At 33.6% G+C, this 19957-nt stretch carries 19 protein-coding genes; all 19 read right to left on the bottom strand.

The window, feature by feature from the left end; translation table 11 throughout:
* Positions 1-5: 5 nt before the first annotated feature.
* The 19 genes from ACHMWN_RS06595 to ACHMWN_RS06505 all read right to left on the bottom strand — a co-directional run bounded on the left by ACHMWN_RS06595 (position 6) and on the right by ACHMWN_RS06505 (position 19919).
* Entirely contained in the window at positions 6-1055 is a 1050-nt protein-coding gene (locus ACHMWN_RS06595; protein ID WP_397298776.1) for an N-acetylneuraminate synthase family protein, read from the bottom strand.
* A complete protein-coding gene (locus ACHMWN_RS06590) occupies positions 1052-1765 on the bottom strand; it encodes a cytidylyltransferase domain-containing protein (RefSeq protein WP_397298773.1) in 714 nt (237 codons plus the stop codon). The genes ACHMWN_RS06595 and ACHMWN_RS06590 overlap by 4 nt, the downstream gene beginning before the upstream one ends.
* 23 nt (positions 1766-1788) lie before the next feature.
* Complete coding sequence (locus tag ACHMWN_RS06585) at positions 1789-2787, bottom strand: NAD-dependent 4,6-dehydratase LegB (protein ID WP_397298771.1); 999 nt, start codon at positions 2785-2787, stop codon at positions 1789-1791.
* 3 nt (positions 2788-2790) lie between these two features.
* Entirely contained in the window at positions 2791-3864 is a 1074-nt protein-coding gene (locus tag ACHMWN_RS06580; protein ID WP_397298769.1) for a lipopolysaccharide biosynthesis protein, read from the bottom strand.
* Positions 3865-3943: 79 nt separating this feature from the next.
* Positions 3944-6400, bottom strand: coding sequence for an SLBB domain-containing protein (locus ACHMWN_RS06575; RefSeq protein WP_397298766.1), 2457 nt, complete (start codon positions 6398-6400; stop codon positions 3944-3946).
* Positions 6401-6419: 19 nt separating this feature from the next.
* Positions 6420-7556 (bottom strand): GDP-mannose 4,6-dehydratase, encoded by a 1137-nt coding sequence (gmd, locus tag ACHMWN_RS06570; protein WP_397298763.1) that lies wholly within the window; start codon positions 7554-7556, stop codon positions 6420-6422.
* A 63-nt stretch (positions 7557-7619) separates the two neighbouring features.
* Positions 7620-8480: a glucose-1-phosphate thymidylyltransferase RfbA gene (gene rfbA, locus ACHMWN_RS06565; protein WP_397298761.1), complete on the bottom strand. Its 861-nt coding sequence runs from the start codon at positions 8478-8480 to the stop codon at positions 7620-7622.
* Positions 8481-8484: 4 nt separating this feature from the next.
* Entirely contained in the window at positions 8485-9354 is an 870-nt protein-coding gene (gene rfbD / locus ACHMWN_RS06560; RefSeq protein WP_397298758.1) for a dTDP-4-dehydrorhamnose reductase, read from the bottom strand.
* Positions 9347-9895 carry a dTDP-4-dehydrorhamnose 3,5-epimerase gene (rfbC, locus tag ACHMWN_RS06555; RefSeq protein WP_397298757.1) on the bottom strand — a complete coding sequence of 183 codons (549 nt, stop codon included), beginning with the start codon at positions 9893-9895 and terminating at the stop codon, positions 9347-9349. Before rfbC ends, rfbD begins: the two co-directional genes overlap by 8 nt.
* Positions 9895-10947: a dTDP-glucose 4,6-dehydratase gene (gene rfbB, locus ACHMWN_RS06550; RefSeq protein WP_397298755.1), complete on the bottom strand. Its 1053-nt coding sequence runs from the start codon at positions 10945-10947 to the stop codon at positions 9895-9897. The genes rfbC and rfbB overlap by 1 nt, the downstream gene beginning before the upstream one ends.
* A 70-nt stretch (positions 10948-11017) precedes the next feature.
* Entirely contained in the window at positions 11018-11584 is a 567-nt protein-coding gene (locus tag ACHMWN_RS06545) for a DUF3109 family protein (RefSeq protein WP_397298753.1), read from the bottom strand.
* A 7-nt stretch (positions 11585-11591) separates the two neighbouring features.
* Positions 11592-12365 (bottom strand): DUF3108 domain-containing protein, encoded by a 774-nt coding sequence (locus tag ACHMWN_RS06540; protein ID WP_397298751.1) that lies wholly within the window; start codon positions 12363-12365, stop codon positions 11592-11594.
* 33 nt (positions 12366-12398) lie between these two features.
* Complete coding sequence (locus ACHMWN_RS06535; RefSeq protein WP_397298748.1) at positions 12399-12914, bottom strand: DUF2480 family protein; 516 nt, start codon at positions 12912-12914, stop codon at positions 12399-12401.
* Between the two features lie 66 nt (positions 12915-12980).
* On the bottom strand, positions 12981-15074 hold the full coding sequence (locus tag ACHMWN_RS06530) for a SurA N-terminal domain-containing protein (protein WP_397298745.1): 2094 nt from the start codon (positions 15072-15074) through the stop codon (positions 12981-12983).
* Positions 15075-15214: 140 nt separating this feature from the next.
* A complete protein-coding gene (locus ACHMWN_RS06525; RefSeq protein ID WP_397298743.1) occupies positions 15215-15793 on the bottom strand; it encodes a hypothetical protein in 579 nt (192 codons plus the stop codon).
* Positions 15793-17124, bottom strand: a complete 1332-nt coding sequence (locus tag ACHMWN_RS06520; protein ID WP_397298741.1) for a hypothetical protein — start codon at positions 17122-17124, stop codon at positions 15793-15795. The genes ACHMWN_RS06525 and ACHMWN_RS06520 overlap by 1 nt, the downstream gene beginning before the upstream one ends.
* Positions 17105-17842, bottom strand: a complete 738-nt coding sequence (locus ACHMWN_RS06515) for a type III pantothenate kinase (RefSeq protein ID WP_397298739.1) — start codon at positions 17840-17842, stop codon at positions 17105-17107. The genes ACHMWN_RS06520 and ACHMWN_RS06515 overlap by 20 nt, the downstream gene beginning before the upstream one ends.
* Positions 17843-17912: 70 nt before the next feature.
* Complete coding sequence (locus ACHMWN_RS06510; protein WP_397298736.1) at positions 17913-18902, bottom strand: DUF6427 family protein; 990 nt, start codon at positions 18900-18902, stop codon at positions 17913-17915.
* 30 nt (positions 18903-18932) lie between these two features.
* Entirely contained in the window at positions 18933-19919 is a 987-nt protein-coding gene (locus tag ACHMWN_RS06505; protein WP_397298735.1) for a glycosyltransferase family protein, read from the bottom strand.
* Positions 19920-19957 lie beyond the last annotated feature (38 nt).

Genomic DNA, 19957 nt, shown 5'->3' with positions numbered 1-19957 from the left:
ATCAGTTACAGCACGTATTCCCATTTTAACTGGGTATCATTAGCTATATCTTTAGCGGCTGTTTTACCAAGAATAGTATTAAATTCTTCAGCTAAAATCTGTCCAGTTCCTGGCCTTTTAACCCATAAATTATCTTTGGTAAACGTATCGCCTTTTTTAATATTATCAATGGTAACAACCGATGCATAAGCAAAATCAATAGTAGCTTGCTCTTCTTTAAGCGCACCCTTTTCTCCTCCTCGTTCTAATTTCAGGATATTTGCTCCATTTATAAGTTCGGTCAACGCCTTTGGGTCCATAGAGCAAACTATATCTGGGCCAATCCTAGACATACTATCGGTAAAATGTCTTTCCAAAATTGATGCACCTAACGCTACCGCACCTAAACATGCTAAATTATCTGTAGTATGATCAGATAGCCCAATTACGGCATCAGGAAACTCTTCTTGTAATTGACTCATTGCTCCAAGACGGACCAAATTTGGAGGTGTTGGGTAGATATTCGTACAATGTAACAACGCATAAGGAATATTGTGTTTTTTAAATATTGCAACTGCTTTCTTAACACTTTCAATACTATTCATTCCTGTACTTAAAATGATAGGTTTTCCAAAGCTTGCAATATGCTCCAATAAGGGATAATTATTACACTCTCCAGAACCTACTTTATATGCCTGAACATCCATTCTTCTAAGTCTATCTGCAGCTGCACGAGAAAATGGACTACTCATAAAGATCATACCTTTACTTTCAACATACTTCTTTAGCTCAATCTCATCTTCTTCATTCAATGCACACCTTTCCATAATTTCATATATGGATGTTTTGGTATGTCCTGGTATTACATTCTTCGCTTCGCTTGTCATCTCATCTTCAACAATATGAGTTTGATGTTTAATAACTTCAGCACCACCACTATGAGCGGCATCAACAATTTCTTTCGCCAATGCCAAAGAACCTCCATGATTAATACCTATCTCTGCTATAATTAACGGATTGTGGTTATATCCAATTTTTCTTCCGCCAATCTCGAATTCTATATCATTATTTTTCATAATTTACTGTTATACTTTTTACCAATAAACTCGGCCCAATCCAGATCATCTTTTGTATCTATGTCAATATCTGAAAATGGGCTATCAACTATAATAGGCCTAATTTTTTTACCAAACAAATCGTTCTTATTTAAAATAACAGCTGTTTTGGTGATATAAATTAATCCATTCTCATAATAGCTTGGAATCATGTCTTGAGATCTTTCACCTAATTTATAGGTTAAAGGTTCAAAAACATTTTCCTTAATTTTCCCAATTTTATGCCGATTAATTGATACTGAAATTAAAGAATCTATATCACTTTCACTGTTTAAGAAAGCCTCTACACATTGGTCAATTAAATTTTCTGGCCGCAATGGATTTGTTGGCTGTAATGTTAAAACAGCAGTTGGATTTAAGTAACTAACCTGCTCATTGTTTAATGCATGTCTAATCGCAGCAGCTGTTGTTGCAAAGTCTGATGATAATTCCTCTGGTCTTTTTATAACTTTTGCTCCATATAAAATTGCGACTTCTGCTATATCATTATCATCAGTAGTTACAAAAATATCATCAATATAGATAGATTGTTTCGCAGCTAAGATAGAATGAGCAAGTAATGGTTTGCCTAAAAAATCAATTACATTTTTTCTTGGTAATCTCTTTGATTTCCCCCTTGCAGGTATAATACATACAATTTTAAAAGGATTAATCATTTCATCTTTACACATGAGTTCAAAATTGATCTCTTTTATTAAATATTATATATATCAGCTTTATAACGACTTAGATTATCTGGATTTTTAAACCATTCGATAGTTTCTGCTAATCCATTTTTTAAGTCATATTTCGGTTCCCAAGATGTATTTTTTTGTAATTTTTCTTTTGATCCATAAAGTCTAAAAACTTCCGATTTTTCTGGCCTTAAGCGTTGGCTATCAGAAATGATTTTTGCATTAGGGTTAATTTGATTAATCAACTCTTGAGCTAAATCTGCAACGGAAATCTCGGTTTGGGTAGCAATATTACAATCATGTCCAATTAAAGCGTTTGATTTAGCAATTTCAATAAATCCGTTAGCAGTATCTTTAACATAAACAATATCTCTGGTTGGAGTTAAATCGCCCAGTTTAATTTCTTCCATACCATTTAACAATTGTGTTATTATGGTTGGTATTACTGCTCTAGCTGATTGTCTAGGTCCATAAGTATTAAATGGCCTTACAATAGTTAATGGCAAATCGAAACTTCTATAAAAAGAATCTGCGATACTATCAGCTCCAATTTTCGATGCAGAATATGGAGATTGAGGTTGGCGTGGATGTTTCTCGTCTATAGGAATATACTGTGCCGTACCGTAAACCTCTGAAGTAGAAGTTACCAACACTCTTTCAATACCTAAATCTTTAGCAGCTTGAACAATATTTAGTGTACCTTTTACATTGGTATCAATATATGATTCTGGAGAATGGTAAGAAAATGGTATGGCTATCAGTGCAGCTAAATGAAAAACTACATCAATTCCCTCCATTGCAGTTCTAACACCATTTGTATCCCTAATATCACCTGTAAAAACTTCAATTTTTGCGAGTTTATCCTTTGGTAAAGTATCTAACCATCCCCAACTGTTAAATGAATTATAATAACAAAATGCTCTTATATTGCAATCAATAGCTAATAGTTCTTCTACCAAATGAGAGCCAATAAATCCATCAGCTCCTGTTACTAAAATATTCTTACCTGTAAGTTCCATTAATTAATTTAAAATATCTTTAAATATCCTTTTTAGTGTTAAAGTTAAAATTGTTAAAAATCCAAATAGTATTCCCCCTAGCAATGCACCTTTTAGTTTACCAAATCTTTCTACTTGTAACGGAAATATTGGCTCATCAATTACCTGGATTAGGGGTGTTTCTTTAAGGAGCGTAATTTTCGACAATTCTAAATTCTTTAAGAATTCAGCTAGAATGACCTTATTTGTTTCGGCAGAAAACTGTGCTCTTTGTACTGGTGCCACCCGTTGTGAAAGTCTTGTAGGGTTTAAATTAGGTGTTGCATCAGTAACTTTTGCAGCTGTAAATATAGCTCCATTCATTACCAGCCTAACAGAATCTGTTTTATGCTGTAAAATATTTACGTTATCGATTGATTTCTTTGTTTTGGTCCGCACATAAAAATCATTTACATTTTTTACAATTTGATCGTTGAACTCTTTTGCAAAGAATTCATTTTGCGATTTTACATCAACTTTAATGATACTTAATTCAGGATCTGGCTTATCAACAAAGAGATAATTTTTATTAATATCAATTACAATACTAGTGATGATACTATCTCTAACACGATTTTTATGAGCTGCGGCTTCTTTAAAATTAATATCCTTTAAGTTTGGGTTATCTTTCCAAATTGATTTTAGATCGTTAAATTCAATATAAGCATCAATCAATAATTTTTTCTTACCATTAAAATCTACCTCACTTAACAAGGTTTCTTCAACCATCTTTCTTGATTTGTAAAGTTTAATAATATTGTCCCCATGAAAAAGATCACCACCACCACTTCCTAAATTAATCCCTGCAATGGATGCTAAACTTCCAATATTCCCTAGTCCTCCTTGAGATGACCCATCTTCTAATACAAAATTAGTTGTGGCGGTATAAATTGGTTTTTTTTTAGCGGCATAATAATAACCAAAAACGCCTCCTACAATGCCAAAAAATAAAATAATAAACCCCTTAGATAGAATAAAACGAAACCCTCTCCCTAACTTAAGTAGAAGTTCCTTTAAAGTTATTTCATCTGAAGTTTTACTCTGATTATCAGCTGTCATTTACTTAACAAGTTAGTTTATAAATATAATGGATACTATCTTTTGAGGAATATTTCGCTGTATAAATTTCTATCACAGTTTATTTCAGTAAACTTACCAAAATAGCACCCAAAGAGGCAATTGCAGTTCCAATTCCAATCCATGCTTGTGCATTTAATCGCTCTTTTTCTGCTCTTTTTGGAACAAAAATCTCTGCCCCAGGTTTAATTCTAGGATAATTATTAAAGAACAAGAATTTTTTAGCGCCAGCTGCAGTTCCATTAGCATATTTAACATAAGCTTTATTTTTAAGTGCTTTATCTGTAAAGCCTCCTGCACCGTTTACGTAGTCTCTAAAACTTTTACCAGTCAAATAAACAATACTATTAGGACTAAGCACTTCTCCTGTAACTTTAACAACTTGTAATTGACGTGGGATACGAATTATATCGCCATCTTCTATTATAAGATCTTGTTTAGAAAGAGGCTTATCTAGAATTGCTGTCAAATTAATCCCTACCAAATCAGATTGAATAAGTTTTTGTTCTACTTCTGCTGCAAGTGTATCTTTAACGCCTGTCTCTTGTATTCTTTTTAAACTTAACAGTTTTTTCTCTTCTTCCTCTTTATTATTAATTGCATTTTTATCCGCTGGATTAACTTTTTCAGCACCTGGTCTTTTCAATGAAGCTCCTTCTGTGTAAGCTGAAGGTGTTAATCCTCCTGCCCTTTTAATTAAGTCAGATATTCGTTCATTCTTTTTTATAATCGTATAAGGACCTGGGTATAATACTTCGCCTTCTATTATTACTTGCTTTTGCACTTGATAACCAGAAGAACTACGTACAGAGATTACATCAAAAGGTTTTAAAATGACATTATTCTCCAAAATTTTCAAATTTTGATCTACATTTACAGTAATAACCTGAGCAGTACGAGCAGATACTGAGCTAACATCACTATTTTTTATTCTTCTAGAAATCTCAATTCGCTTAGCTGTAGCACCTTCTTTAAAACCTCCAGCCATTTGAATAACCGATTCTAAACTCATGCTATCTGCGTAATTGAATATACCTGGCGCTCTTACTTCTCCTTGAATGGTAATCTTATATTCATCACGCAAATCAAAAATTGACGAAATTGTCACCTTATCTTCACGCTGTAAAGGAATATCAGAATTCGTCCCTGCCATAAGCTTAGCTACATCAAATGAAAGTAAGCTAGGAGTATTATCAGCATTTAAACGATTAATATATCCGCGATTTAAAAAAGCATCTTCAGTTAAACCTGCCGCTTTAGCAATTAATGCTTTTAAAGTTAACCCTTTTTCTAACTCATATTGTCCAGGTCTAAAAACTGCTCCTGCAATTTCCACTCGATTCTCAAAACGATCTAAAATAGGTTCTACTAAATAAGTATCTCCATTTTTTGGAATATATGTAGCAAACGCTGTTGAGGAAATATCACTAATGCGACGTTCTTTATCTGTATTCTGAAAACTTTTAATTTGGGCCGTATAGGCTTTTGTCGTGAAACCACTTGCAAAATTTATCAGATCTTGCAAGCTTTCTCCATTTTTAACTTCAAATAAAGCAGGTTGAACAACCTCTCCCTGTATTTCAACTCTTTTTTCAAATACTGGGATGTAAATTACATCCTGATCTTGTAAACGAATGTTATCTTTTTGAATTCCGCCAAGTAGGAAATCATATACATCTATGGTAGAAACAACTTTATTATTTCTTATGACTTGAATATTACGGTACGACCCATTTTTAGATGGGCCGCCAGAAGCACCTAAAGCATTATAAACAGTAGATAATGAAGATATCGTATAAGTCCCAGCTTTAACAACTTGACCGGTAATGGTTACTTTTATACTTCTAATATTTCCTAAATTAACCGCTACACTTGTACGGCCAGAACGTAGTGCTGGATATGTCGAAGACATTAGCGAACGAATTTTCGAAGTAGCTTGTTCAATACTTAATCCACCAACAGCAATTCTTCCTACAAATTCTAAATTAATAACACCTTCTGGACTCACCTGTAAAGTATATGTTTTTTCATTATCTCCAGTTAAATCAATTATTAGTTTATCATCCGGTCCAATAATATATCCTTTTGGTGTAGCAATACGCAAATTTGGTTCAAAAGTAATATTCCCATTGCGAAATAAATCTGAACCAAAAATCTTAGTGGCAAAGCTTTCCTCTTTCTTATCTTTTCCAGCAGTATCTACATTGAGATTCGCATCATTATAGGTTCTATTAGTTGAGGAAGTTTGATCAGTATTATTTTGATTGCGAAGTTTCTCTACACGAAGTTTAAATTTTCTTACCTCTTCAGCTTTCATTCCACGAGCTAAAGCCATTTGTTCCAATTGAGCTTCACTTGTAAAACCAATTGACTCAGCTTGTTTCATGATCTCTAAAATTCGCGTATCAGAAAGCTCATCTACTTTGATATTTGTATAATTATTTTGTGCTAAAACAGTGCTGTTAAAGCTTAAGATAATCAGCAAAATCGCGAATAATTGAAGTATGTTTTTTTTCATAAGTGTCTGTAAGATTAATCTACTCAAAATAATTTAGAGTTTTAAACTCCCCTTGTTTTAAATATTCATCCTTTTTCATCAAGTGCAAATCAGCCTGCATCATATCTTTTACCAATGCTGGCAAATCATATTTAGGTTTCCATCCTAACTGAGTTTTTGATTTAGTCGGATCTCCTAATAATAAATCAACTTCAGTCGGCCTAAAGTATTTTGGATCTACCTTAACAACAGTCATGCCCAATTTTAAATTGTCTCCATTTAAACCTAAACTTTCAACTTTTAATTGATCGATATCAATGATTACACCTTGTTCATTTACATCCTTTCCGCTAAACTCAATTTCAATACCCAACTCCGCAAAACTCATGCGCACAAAATCACGAACCGTAGTCGTAACCCCCGTAGCAATTACAAAATCTTCTGCCTTTTCTTGTTGCAAAATTAACCACATCGCTTCGATATAATCTTTAGCATGCCCCCAATCACGTTGAGCGGAAAGATTGCCTAAGTATAAACAATTTTGTAACCCCAAGGCAATTTTACAAGCTGCCCTTGTAATTTTACGTGTTACAAAAGTTTCTCCTCTTAATGGGCTTTCATGATTAAATAGAATGCCATTGCAAGCGAACATACCATAAGCTTCACGATAGTTTACTGTAATCCAGTAGCCATAAATTTTAGCTACTGCATATGGAGAACGTGGATAAAATGGTGTAGTTTCACTTTGAGGTACAGCCTGAACTAAGCCATATAATTCTGATGTAGAAGCTTGATAAATTTTTGTTTTCTGAGCCAGGCCTAATATCCTTACAGCTTCCAATAAACGTAAAGTTCCAATACCATCTGCGTTAGCTGTATATTCTGGCATTTCAAAACTTACTTGAACATGACTCATCGCCGCCAAATTATAAATTTCATCCGGCTGCGTTTCTTGAATAATTCGGATAAGATTTGTAGAATCTGTTAAATCGCCATAATGCAATTTAAAATGTACATTATTGTCGTGCTGATCTTGGTATAAATGATCTATTCTGTCTGTATTGAACAAAGACGAGCGTCTTTTGATACCGTGTACAAAATATCCTTTTTTTAACAAAAACTCTGCTAAATAGGCCCCATCTTGACCTGTAACGCCTGTAATAAGTGCAACTTTCATAGATTGATTAAGCGGTTCTCACAATTGCAAACATACAGATTAATTTCATCTGATAGAAAATTATCATTTAATGATTCTCAGTAAATACTCACCATAACCACTCTTTACTAATGGCGTAGCAATCTTTCTCAATTGTTCATCATTAATAAATCCCATTCGATAAGCTATTTCTTCAATGCATCCAATTTTTAAACCCTGACGTTCCTCAATGATTTGAACAAATTGGCCTGCTTGCATTAACGAGGTAAAAGTTCCTGTATCTAGCCAAGCAGTTCCCCGACTTAACACACCTACTTTTAATTTACCTTTTTCTAAATATACTCTATTCACATCTGTAATTTCATATTCTCCACGAGGTGATGGTTTAATATTTTTAGCAATATCAACTACTGAATTATCATAAAAATATAAGCCTGGTACTGCATAATCAGACTTAGGTTGAATTGGTTTTTCTTCTATAGAAATTGCATTTTTATCTGCATCAAATTCTACTACACCATACCGCTCCGGATCAGAAACTTGATAGGCGAATACCACCCCCCCATCAGGATCTGCGCTAGCTTGAAGCAACTTTGCCATACCATCACCATGAAAAATATTATCACCAAGCACTAAGGCAACTTTATCTTCTCCAATAAATTCTTCGCCAATTACAAAAGCTTGAGCCAAACCATTTGGTTCATGTTGTACTGCATAACTGAATTTACAACCTAAATCAGTACCATCGCCTAGTAATTTCTCAAAATTTGGCAAATCATGAGGTGTAGAAATAATCAAAACTTCCTTTATCCCAGCCAACATTAAAGTTGATAATGGATAATAAATCATCGGCTTATCGTAAACTGGCATCATTTGTTTACTACATGCAAGTGTTAATGGGTGTAAACGAGTTCCGCTACCCCCGGCTAAAATTATGCCTTTCATTTAATTAAATTTTAGATAAGATTTCTATTTGTTTAATACACAACTCTAAACTATGCCTCCAATAAGGGATATTTAGGTTAAAAGTGTTCTTTATTTTGTTTTTATCCATTACCGAAAACAATGGTCGTTTAGCCCTAGTTGGATAAGCTGACCCTGGTATAGGATTTAGCTTTAATTGCATTTTACTAATATCAAATATCGCTTTAGCAAAATCAAACCAAGAAGTTACACCCTCATTACTATAATGATATAACCCATAGTTTTCACTTTTAGAATCAATTATATCGAAAATAGCATTGGCTAAATCTATGGCATACGTAGGAGTACCAACTTGGTCTGCTATCACACTTAATTCTTCTCTTTCTGATCCTAATTTAAGCATTGTTTTAACAAAATTATTTGCATACTCCGAGTACAGCCAACTCGTACGAAGTATAAAATAAGCATTTAAGCATTCAGCAATAGCTAGTTCACCATCTAATTTTGTTTGTCCATATATATTAATCGGTTTAGCAATATCTTCTTCTGTTAATAATTTTACATCATTACCTTCAAAAACAAAATCTGTAGAAACATGAATTAAAACTGATCCATATGTTTTACAAGCATTGGCTAAATTAAATGCGCCTATTTCATTGACAGCTTTTGCCAATTCTTGTTCATCTTCTGCTTTATCTACAGCAGTATAAGCGGCACAATTGATCACATAATCAGGCTTTTCAAGCTCAAATAATGAATTTAAAAGTGAGGGATTTAAAATATTAGCCTCTTGCTCCAAAGGAAACGCAATTGAGCTAATTTCTCTTTTATGAGCAACAACTTTAAGGCATTGCCCCAGCTGGCCTCCAGCTCCAATAACAATTATTCTACTCATTAGACAAGGATGCAAAAGAATTTAAAATTAAATCTTTATCAGAAATTAGCTGTTTTTCTTGTGGAATCACCCAATTAATATTTAAAGTTGGATCATTATACATTACTCCCTGCTCAGATTCTTTGTTATAATAATTATCACATTTATAAAAGAATTCCGCTGTTTCGCTTAAAACGGCAAAACCATGTAAAAACCCTCGAGGAACATATAATTGCAATTTATTTTCAGCGCTTAATTCTACAGCAACATGTTGACTATAAGTAGGAGACCCTTTTCTTGCGTCAACAGCTACATCAAGGACTTTTCCGCTTAACACACGCACTAATTTAGCTTGTGCATATTCTCCTTTCTGAGCATGTAATGCCCTAATTACTCCATAAGATGAGAATGACTGATTGTCTTGAACGAAATTGCCTGAAAGACCTGTTTTACTTTCAAACGTGGTTTGATTAAAACTCTCAAAAAAATAACCTCTCGAGTCATCAAATAATCTAGGCTTAATAATTAAACAATCTTTTAAGCCGGTTTCTTGAATTTCCATTAATTAGTATGATATTGTTTAGTATAATAGGCTTGATAATTACCCGAAGTTACATTATTTAACCAATCCTCATTCTGTAAATACCAATCTACTGTTTTTGCTAATCCCTCCTCAAACTGCAAACTCGGCACCCAATCCAACTCATTTTGCAGTTTGGTAGAATCTATCGCATAACGTAAATCATGCCCGGCCCTATCGGTTACAAAAGTGATTAGTTTTGCAGATGCTCCTTCAGCTCTCCCTAGTTTCTGATCCATTATCCGGCACAACAAATGGATTAGGTCAATATTCTTCCATTCGTTATGACCGCCAATATTATATGTCTGCCCTGTTTTAGCGTTATGGAAAATTACATCTATTGCCCTTGCATGATCTTCAACCCATAACCAATCGCGTACATTTTCTCCTTTGCCATAAACTGGTACTGGCTTATTATTTTTAATGTTGTTGATCGCTAACGGGATCAGTTTTTCAGGGAAATGATGCGATCCATAATTGTTTGAACAGTTGGAAATAACAATGTCTAAACCATACGTATCGTGGTAAGCTCGTACAAAATGGTCGGAACTTGCTTTTGATGCAGAATATGGACTATGGGGATCATAGCTTGTACTTTCTGTAAACATTCCAGTTTCTCCAAGCGCTCCGTAAACTTCATCAGTGGATACATGGTAAAAACGTTTATCCGCATAATCACCTTTCCAATATTCCCTGGCCGCGTTTAACAGGTTCACAGTCCCAATCACGTTAGTCATTACAAAAGCACTTGGGTCTGCAATGGAACGGTCTACGTGAGATTCTGCTGCCAAATGGATCACAGCATCAAAGTTCTCTGATTTAAAAAGATTGTTTATCTCTGCCGCATTGGTAATATCGGCTTTTACAAACCTATAATTGTTCCTGTTTTCGATATCTGTTAGATTTGCCAGATTTCCCGCATAGGTTAGCGCATCGAGGTTAATTATTTCGTACTGCGGATAGTTGTTTACAAATCTGCGGACTACGTGTGAGCCAATAAAACCAGCACCGCCGGTAATTAAAATTTTCTTCAAGGTATTTATCAATTAGTTTTAAGTAGTTAAATTGCCAACATTAAGTATAAATTACAAACAATTACCATCCTTATTCTTTTAAATTTACACTAGTTTCAAGTTCTGTATACCATTCCAAACCATATTTTCTAATTAATGGCTCTTTTAGAAACTGATAAACAGGCACTTTAAGCTCTCTACCAAAAGTACAAGCATCATGGCAAATGTGCCATCTATCGTAATTTAGCACATCAAATTCTGCGTATCTTGTGATTCGTATCGGATACAAATGGCAAGATATAGGTTTTTTCCAATCCACTAAACCCTGTTCATATGCTTTTTCAATTGCACATTTTGTAATTCCATTTTCGAAAGTTACATAAGCACATTCTTTATGGCCATCTACACATGGGGTAGTCAAATCTCCGTCAGCATCCACTACTGATGTTCCCTGTTCTTCTATGGCCTTTATACCTTTAGGCGCTAATAAATGTTTTATTTTAGGATAAATCTCAGCTAAAATAGCCGTCTCGGCTACTTCTAATGGAGCACCTGCATCACCTTCTACACAACAAATTCCTTTGCACTTGCTTAAATTACACACAAAGTTTTCACTAATTACATCTTCATGCACTAAAGCACCCTGTACTTCTATCATTTAATAATTATTTACCTATTGGATATTTTAATCCTTCGGCGGATTTAATTTCTAAGGTTACTGAACCAACTAAAATTTCTACTTGCGCTTTTACAGGCACTCTATTGCCATCATCTGTAATCCAAAGATATAGTTTACTATCCTTTTTAAAGATACGACCAGGTTTAATAGATGGACTAAATTTTAAGCATCGTATTGTACCTAATTTACTTTTAATGGTTTCTTTACCTACATATTGAATTTCTAACTGAGATATTTCATCACTCAAAAAGTAATTAAGTTTAAATTTATCTCCCACTTTTAATTTAGCAATATCAAGGCTACGAGAAAAATAATAAGCAGAAACTAAATCGAAAGTTTGTGTAGTTGGTGTGGCAAAAGTTCCTTTATTGGCAACTACTTTCTTAAAGTCCTGATAAAATCTAGCTTTATCCTGTCTACGGTAGCTTGCTTCACGAATATTTTCTTGATAAAAATAAGGTGTTAAATCCGTTTTATCGATATACGAATCGTAGTGATCTCTTACTTTGTAGAATATATCAAAGGTACCTGATGTTTGTGCGTCAACTACAAGTCTATAAACAGGTTTATTATCAAATTTCACATCAGAAGCCATTACTTTTATAGTCGCTTCTGCAGCTGTAAGAAAGCCATACTTTAGTTTATAACTCAGTACTTCTCCCTCTTTAAAGATGGGGTCCTTCTTTAAAGGCAATTCCTCTTGTGCTGAACTATTAAATCCAATTAAACCAAGAGCAAGAAATAAAATTAGTTTTCTCATACAGCTATGCAAACAAAAAGCACTCCAAAATTGTTAGTCCTTCCGTTTGTAAATTGGAACAGTAGAGCACGGCTCTCCATACATTATACTTTTTACTACTGGGGTTAATAAAGCAGTAATTTCCACATAAGCAGAAATTGGCACCTCTAAATCTGCACATCCCTTAATTACCACACGCTCTCCAGCGAATTCATTAATATCGATTTTAGCCAATGCCTTTGTATAGAGTACTGTTTCAAGGGTTTCTAGATTGCCAAAAACCACTTCATTCGCAAAAGGCTTCATTCTATTTGCTAATAACATATATGCCCAAGTAGGCACAATTGCATCAGCACTGCAAATTATTGCAATGTTTTGATCTTGGTATTGTTCCCAGTTATGTTCTTTTATAAATGCTCTAAAGTCTTGCTCTTTTAAGATCAATCCATGAAATAGATTGTCTTTAATATCATACACCAATCGTTCTCCTTTGTGGAAATACTCCTCTAAATTTAAGGTAACTAAACCACTTGAAGCTACTTTATTAACGATGTTTTCTTGAATATCCATGGCTCTTAAAAAATAAAAAACCGTTCTAACTAATGTTAGAACGGTTACAAAATTACGTAAATAAGATTAATAGAATTTCACTCTATTGTCTTTTATCTCACTTTTATCTTGTAATGCTTGAAAAGCCGCACCTAAAGAGCGTTGCGTAATTCCTAATAGCATTGTTTCTTTTTGTTTGAACATGTTATCTATTGGTGCAGGATTAGCAAATCCATCCACCACAAATACATATACACCTTTTTCTCCCTCAACTGGCTTAGATAATTTACCTACTTGAGATCCGAACACAGCTCCTACAACTTTGTTCTCTTGAGCTAACCCTGGAATAATTGGGTTAGCAAATACCATATTTTGAACAGGTGTTGCAGCTTTTCCTAGTTTTGAAGCTACTTGATCTATTGAACTTGTACCTGCTAAAGCTTTATTAATTTTATCGGTTAACAATTTAGCTTTTACAGCATTCATTACCATTGGTTGAATTTGTTTTTTAACATCTTCTAATGACAACTGACCTTTTGGCTTCACATCTGTTAAATGCGCTACTACAAAACCGTCTTCCATTGTATATACCTGAGGTAATACATCACCTTTTTCTGCTTCATAAGCATCTCTAATTAATGGACGAGGACTATCTAACCCTGGAGCATAACCTTGAGTAGGTGTGATTTTATCTGCTACTGCAACTGTATATCCTTTTTGTTGTGCTAAAGAACTAAAATTAGCTGGTTTCACTTCATTTAAGAAATTGATTGCTTTTTTATAAGCTGCATCTCTAGTTTTAGAACTTGGAGTTAAACTTTTCTCGATGTAAGCTAATTTAGCTACCCTTGAAGAACCAATTTGCTTCTCAATTTTAATTACATGAATTCCAAATTGAGATTTAACCACTTTAATATCACCAGGCTTACCATTAAATGCAGCATTTTCGAATTCTGCAACCATTGTATTACGAGCAAATGTACCTAAATCGCCGCCTTTATCTTTAGATCCATCCACACTGTATTTTTTAGCCAATTCTCCGAAATTGCTTCCACCTTGAGCTAATGATTTTAAAGAATCTGCTAATTTAAATGCCGCTGATTCTCCAATTTTACTCGGATCGATTAATATATGGCTTGCTTTTACTGAATCAGGTGAGAAACGAGTATCAATTACTTTAATTAATTTATAAGAATTGCCCGATAAAATAGGACCGTAGTAACTGCCTGCTGAGTAATTGAAAATTACTGAATCTACAGCAGGGTCTAATTTTCCTTTAGCGATATAAGCATAAGGAACTTTCACATCAGAATTATTTGCTGCAAACAACGAATCGTTTGGCGTAGTTTTAAAATCTGCTGCTAATTTTTCTACTTGAGTTTTTACAACTGCACTATCTGCAGCGGTTGGTTTAATGCTGAAATGCACATATTCAAAACCACGAGTTTCATTCGGGTTATCAAAACGTTTTTTATTAGCATCATAATATGCTTGATAATCAGCATCTGTAAGTTTTACCGCAGCATCTAAAATAGAACTGTAATCTAAATTAACATATTTGAAGTTAACCAATTTATTACGGTTAATGTATTCGTCGTTGGCCTCTAAAGAAGTTACATAAACAGAGTTACGAACAAGATTAACATATTTTTGTTGCAAAGCTTGCTTTTCTATTTCTGCTTGCAACATGTCCCATTGTTGTTTCAATTTTGGATCTTTTTGTTGTGCTTTTAATGAGCTTAAAACTGCTGAGCGATCTACTTGACCAGTTTGTTGATTACCAAAATATTGTACAATTAATGGGCTTGGGTTTTTACCTTGTAACAAATCAAATAATTCATCACCAGAAATACTTAAACCTAATCGTGCATATTCTTTAGTTAAAAGTTTGCTTGCAACTTCAGCTTGCCACGCATTATCTACAGCCATAGCTTGCATTTGCGCATTTACACTACCACCATATTGTTGCTTAAATTGTGCAACACTTTGCTCTACTTTAGGGTTAAACTCTTCGTATTTGATTTCCTCACCATCTATTGAGCCAACGGTGTTTCTAGATGAACCAAAAAGTGAAGAACTGTGCTGAAGCAAAGGTTCTAAAACAAATAACGCCAATACCACTGCAATACCTCCAACTAGAAAATACCCCATCTTGGTACGCATGAAAGTCATTAATCCCATATTATTCTTATTTTATATTTTTTTTTAAGAGGGCGCAAGATACAAATTTGCAACTAATTAGAAAACATTAAATTTTATTTGATCTTTATAGCGAAACTTGCATAGAACTAAGCGATTACAAAGCTAGATTAATTATCGTTTTAAGGTCTTAAATCGCCTTTTACGTAGGTTGTTCCAGATGCTTGAATTATCTTATAGGTACTAAAATCTTGTGGTGCTGTAAATTCTGTCCCAGTTGCTACGCTTCCATCTTTTTTTGAAGTTACTGTGCCATAGGGCGACGAATACATCTTTTTATTTTCATCCCATATTAATTCTTCTGTCGTAAAAGTGATTTGATCATTTACTACGACTACATTTTTTCTGAAAATGGTGATTTTATCCGTTTGCTTATTAATCGCATAGCCAGATGTAATGGTTCCGGTAGGTTTAAGAAACTCGTTAAAGAATTCTATTTTAACTCCTTTTGGCATTTCATTATACATAGCCCCTTCAGATGGAGTAACTTTATCTAAAATTGGAGCATAACCTTTAGCCTTTACCTTCGCAGAATCACTATAAATGATTTCAACTCCATAGGAACGATCTGTACTTAACGTTATTTTTTTGGCAGAAATAGAAGTTGCATTTTTCAAGTCATCATCATTACAAGATGATAAGACTATTAATTGCACTAAAAAGAGAATTAAAATGCCAGATTTAATACCCGACGTTTTCATTAGTCAAATCTAAACCTTTGGAACCAACTGCTATCATTCAGTACAAATCCTAAATGAATATTGATATATTTTTCTTGCAACAAACCATTGCTCACTGTACCTCTTTTACCTAATTCGGCAGTTAAATTCATTTTATAGAAAGTCCCTCTACTATAAGATGCTAATGGCAACCCAAATCCGAAAGTAACAGCCATTTGTTTAATATCTTGGTTGTTCATTTGGATATAGGTTTTATCGTATTGGAAACCCAATCTATAATCCACTCTTTTAAAATAGCCATTAATTGCACTAACATCTGGTGTAAATTGTCCACCTACAGAAAATCCGTAAGTATCTTGTAAGCCTTGATTTACATTATCGATAGAAAGATTAGACCATTTGCCCATGCGGTAATCTGCCCCAACCATCCATTTATTATCTTTTTGTATACTGATACCAAAATTATGTATCAAAGGTAATTTTAAATTCGTCGGGCTATTTTCTACTAATAACAGTGTATCTAACGCTGTTTGCTCGTTACCTGATGCGTCATTAAAATATTGAGTAACTACTTGACTGTTTTTTAAATTGATTTTTGACGAAGAAGAACCTGAATAACCTAATACTAACGATGTTTTGTTATCTAATCTAAAATCATATTGTGCTCCATAAGAAAAACTAACACCACCTACACTATTTTTAGTTTGCATACGCGAATTAATGCTTCCAGGATCATTTACATATTCTGTAGATCTATTTTCTGATAAATTACCAAACAAATATTCTGCATTAGCACCTACTCTAAAATGATCTTCAAATTGAATACCATAACCTAAATAAGCTTTGGTTAAACCGCCTTCGCCATTGTATTTATAATCTACTGTTTTAGTATTAGCTGTTGTCGTTCCTACTTTCAACGTGTTTTTAAAATTATAGCCCAATTCAGAATATGGTAATATCCCAAAACTCAATGCCGACTTTTTACTTACTGGAAATGCTAGAGCAACATGGCTCAATGTAGCATTGAAGCTATTCTCTGTCTGAGTACTGTTTTTTAACTCCGTAATGTTTCCACTCATGCCAATATCTAACGTGGTCGCATTAATACCTGCATAAGAAGCAGGGTTTTGTATATTTATATTGTTAAAGAAGCTTGGTTTATAAACTGCTGTAGAAATGCCTCCCATTGCTCTAAATTGTGGCAACATCGAACCTTTTATATTACCAACACCAAATTTAGAATATGGTGATTGTACAGTAACTTGTGCATTCGCAACTATACTCATTAACAATAGGCAAACAGCAAGTGTATATTTTAATTTATGGTACATATTATAATGTAATAACTTCATTTAATCCTTTTAAAACCAAATATGGTTCATGTATAATTTGGGTGGCAAAGATGCTATTTTTTAATTGCATGTTCAAAAAATCGGCATCACCTCCTGTAATAATTACTTTAAGGTCTTTATTCTTTTTATTTTCTAAGGATATAAAACCCTCTACTTCATTCAAAATTCCTTGTAAAACACCATTTTTAATGGCATTAATGGTATTCGTACCTTCTGGAATATTATTTTCTTCATTCTTCCAATTCACAAGCGGTAATCTTCCTGTATAATGATTTAATGCTTCAAATCTCATTTTTATTCCCAGGCTTATACTTCCTCCAAAGTATTCATTTGTAGCAGTTAACACATCGTAAGTAATGCAAGTTCCTGCATCAATCATCAAACAATTGTTACCAGGGTACAAACAATATGCTGCAATTACTTTTGCCCATCTATCTAACCCTAAAGTACTTAATGTTTGATAGTTATTCTTTATTTTACCTTTTATTTCAGTAGTGAAAGGGATATAGTTTACGAGTTGTTTTAAATAATCGCTCAGCTCTTTTATCTCTTTATTTACACTTGAAACTGTAGCATTTTTTATCTGATACTTTTCAATTAAGACTTTTAAACTAGTTTCATCTAGTTCTTTTAATCGCTCATAGTGCACTAGCTCTTTCTGATTAAAAATAGCCAGCTTACTATTTGTATTCCCTATATCTATTACCAGATTATGCATTAGTGCTACCAAGGATAGACTTCATGGCACAAAGCTATTAATCTTTAGCAAGTTTCAAGCTGTCAAATTGTTAAAAAAGGTTAAACAAACAAAAAATACTGGATGCAAAGTACCAATACTGCAAACAACGATTCGTAAAACCAACGCTTTTTAGCGTTCGAAAATAATACGCCAATAGTACTGCCCCTGGAGGAACACTCAATAGAAAATGATAAACCCTGAAATCTGGTTTGGTGTAAAAACTAATAATTGCGATGATAAACATGAAAAATAGCATCTGAAATGCTTTCCTGGTACTAATAAAACTCCTAAAAAAGTTTTCGCGTAGTTGGAATGAAGCCAATATCATAATCACACTTATAGGAATGAGTACTAAATAATCGTTGAAATTGATCTTAAGTGTCGATGGAAATTTGTTCACTAATGGTCGCCAAATTTTGTAAAACTGAGTTATGTTATCATTCCAATAATAAAATACAGCAACGAAGAAAAACAAGGTTAAAAAACCAATAAATCCAGCAACCCATTCTCTCCAATTAAAAGAGCGATAGAGCAATAAGCTAAGCCAAAGCATAACTAATAGCACAATAAACGGGAAATAAATTAAAGTGCCAAGCGCAATGATCATCCCTACATCAAACAAGCTCATCATGGCGTTTGGTGTTTTACCAATTTTCAAAAATTTATCCATGATCCAAATCAATAGAAAATTACAGATTAGTGGTGGACTTAGAATTAAAAATTGCAAGAATAGGCTTGATGCAGTAATATAAAGCAAAGCTGGCAAGTAACTTGGTTTGGCTAACAAGCCATGGTTATTAATTATTCTATTAAATAATACAGCTTGAATAAAGGTAATACAAGTTGCGAAAAATATATTTACAGCAGGTGAAAAAGAGCTTGTTAATGGAATTTGGATGAAAAATTTCGTGTATGACTCTAAAAACTCAAAATTTAACTGATCGGGCAGATTTAAAAAAATAGCCAATCGCATAAATATGGCGTATGCAGCTAATATTAATAGATTAATAGGGTTTAAATTTCTAAATTGATTGATCATGCCTGTTTGCTAAAGGCAAAGTAAAGAAATTTATCTGGCAAAAGACTTCACCATGTTGTCAATAATTGAAGCCGTTTCATCTGGGAAATTAAACTGATGTTCTTGTGGATTACGTACAAACTCTTTCAAAATAGGCAACCAATTTTTGTTGCTTCCCCAAATTACAGGCAATCCTAATTGCTTTAAGGCATAAGCATTACATTGCTGTTCGTACTGAAATCTCATTGGCGCAACTAATAATTTTTTTCCTAAAAATAATGCTTCAGCTGGGCCTTCAAATCCTCCGCCAGTAAATAAGCCTTCACAGCTTGCCATACTTTTATTAAACTTTTCATTATTTACAGGCTCCACAAACACATTTCCATCGGTGTAAGCTGTTTTTGTATGTTTAGAAAAAACTTCCCATCTAGTTGCTGGAATTTGCTTCAATATTTTAACTAAATGTTTATCATCAATTGCAGGAAGATAAACTGTATAGTGGCCTAAATTAGTTGATTGTAAGTTTCTAATTTCACTTCTAATAACTGGTGTATAAATGAAATTATCGTATTTTTCGAAGTGAAAACCAATGTGATGAGTGGTTGGAGCATAATGACTTAAAATGATTTTACCCCAATCGACAGTTTTAGGTCTGGGTACTTTTTTAGATTTGAAAGCGGCTTGGTGACTTAAAGAAACACTTTCCAATCCTTGTTTTTTGCAGGCCCACGCTGTAACTGGTTCAAAATCATTAATAATTAGGTTATACTCTTTTAAAGGAACAGCTTTCATGTCTTTTATAAAACGCGGCAAATTCATGTTACGCCATGTCTTATAATGATGTACGCCCCCTTTTTTTCCAAAAATAAAGCTAAAACCATGCAATTGATATTTTACTTCTTGTGTTAATTTAACATCAGCTTGAGTGCCAGAAATTAGAATATCTAAGTCGCCATATTGTTGCAACAATGGAATAATTTCCCTTGCCCTACTAATATGTCCGTTACCAGTACCTTGAATTGCATAAAGTATCTTCATCAGCTCCTAATATCTGTATTTTTCAGCAATATTTATAG

It is taken from the genome of Pedobacter sp. UC225_61, from assembly GCF_044452285.1.
Taxonomy (GTDB): domain Bacteria; phylum Bacteroidota; class Bacteroidia; order Sphingobacteriales; family Sphingobacteriaceae; genus Pedobacter.
Note: the sequence above shows the minus strand (reverse complement) of the source record. Positions and strands in the feature narration are given on the sequence as shown.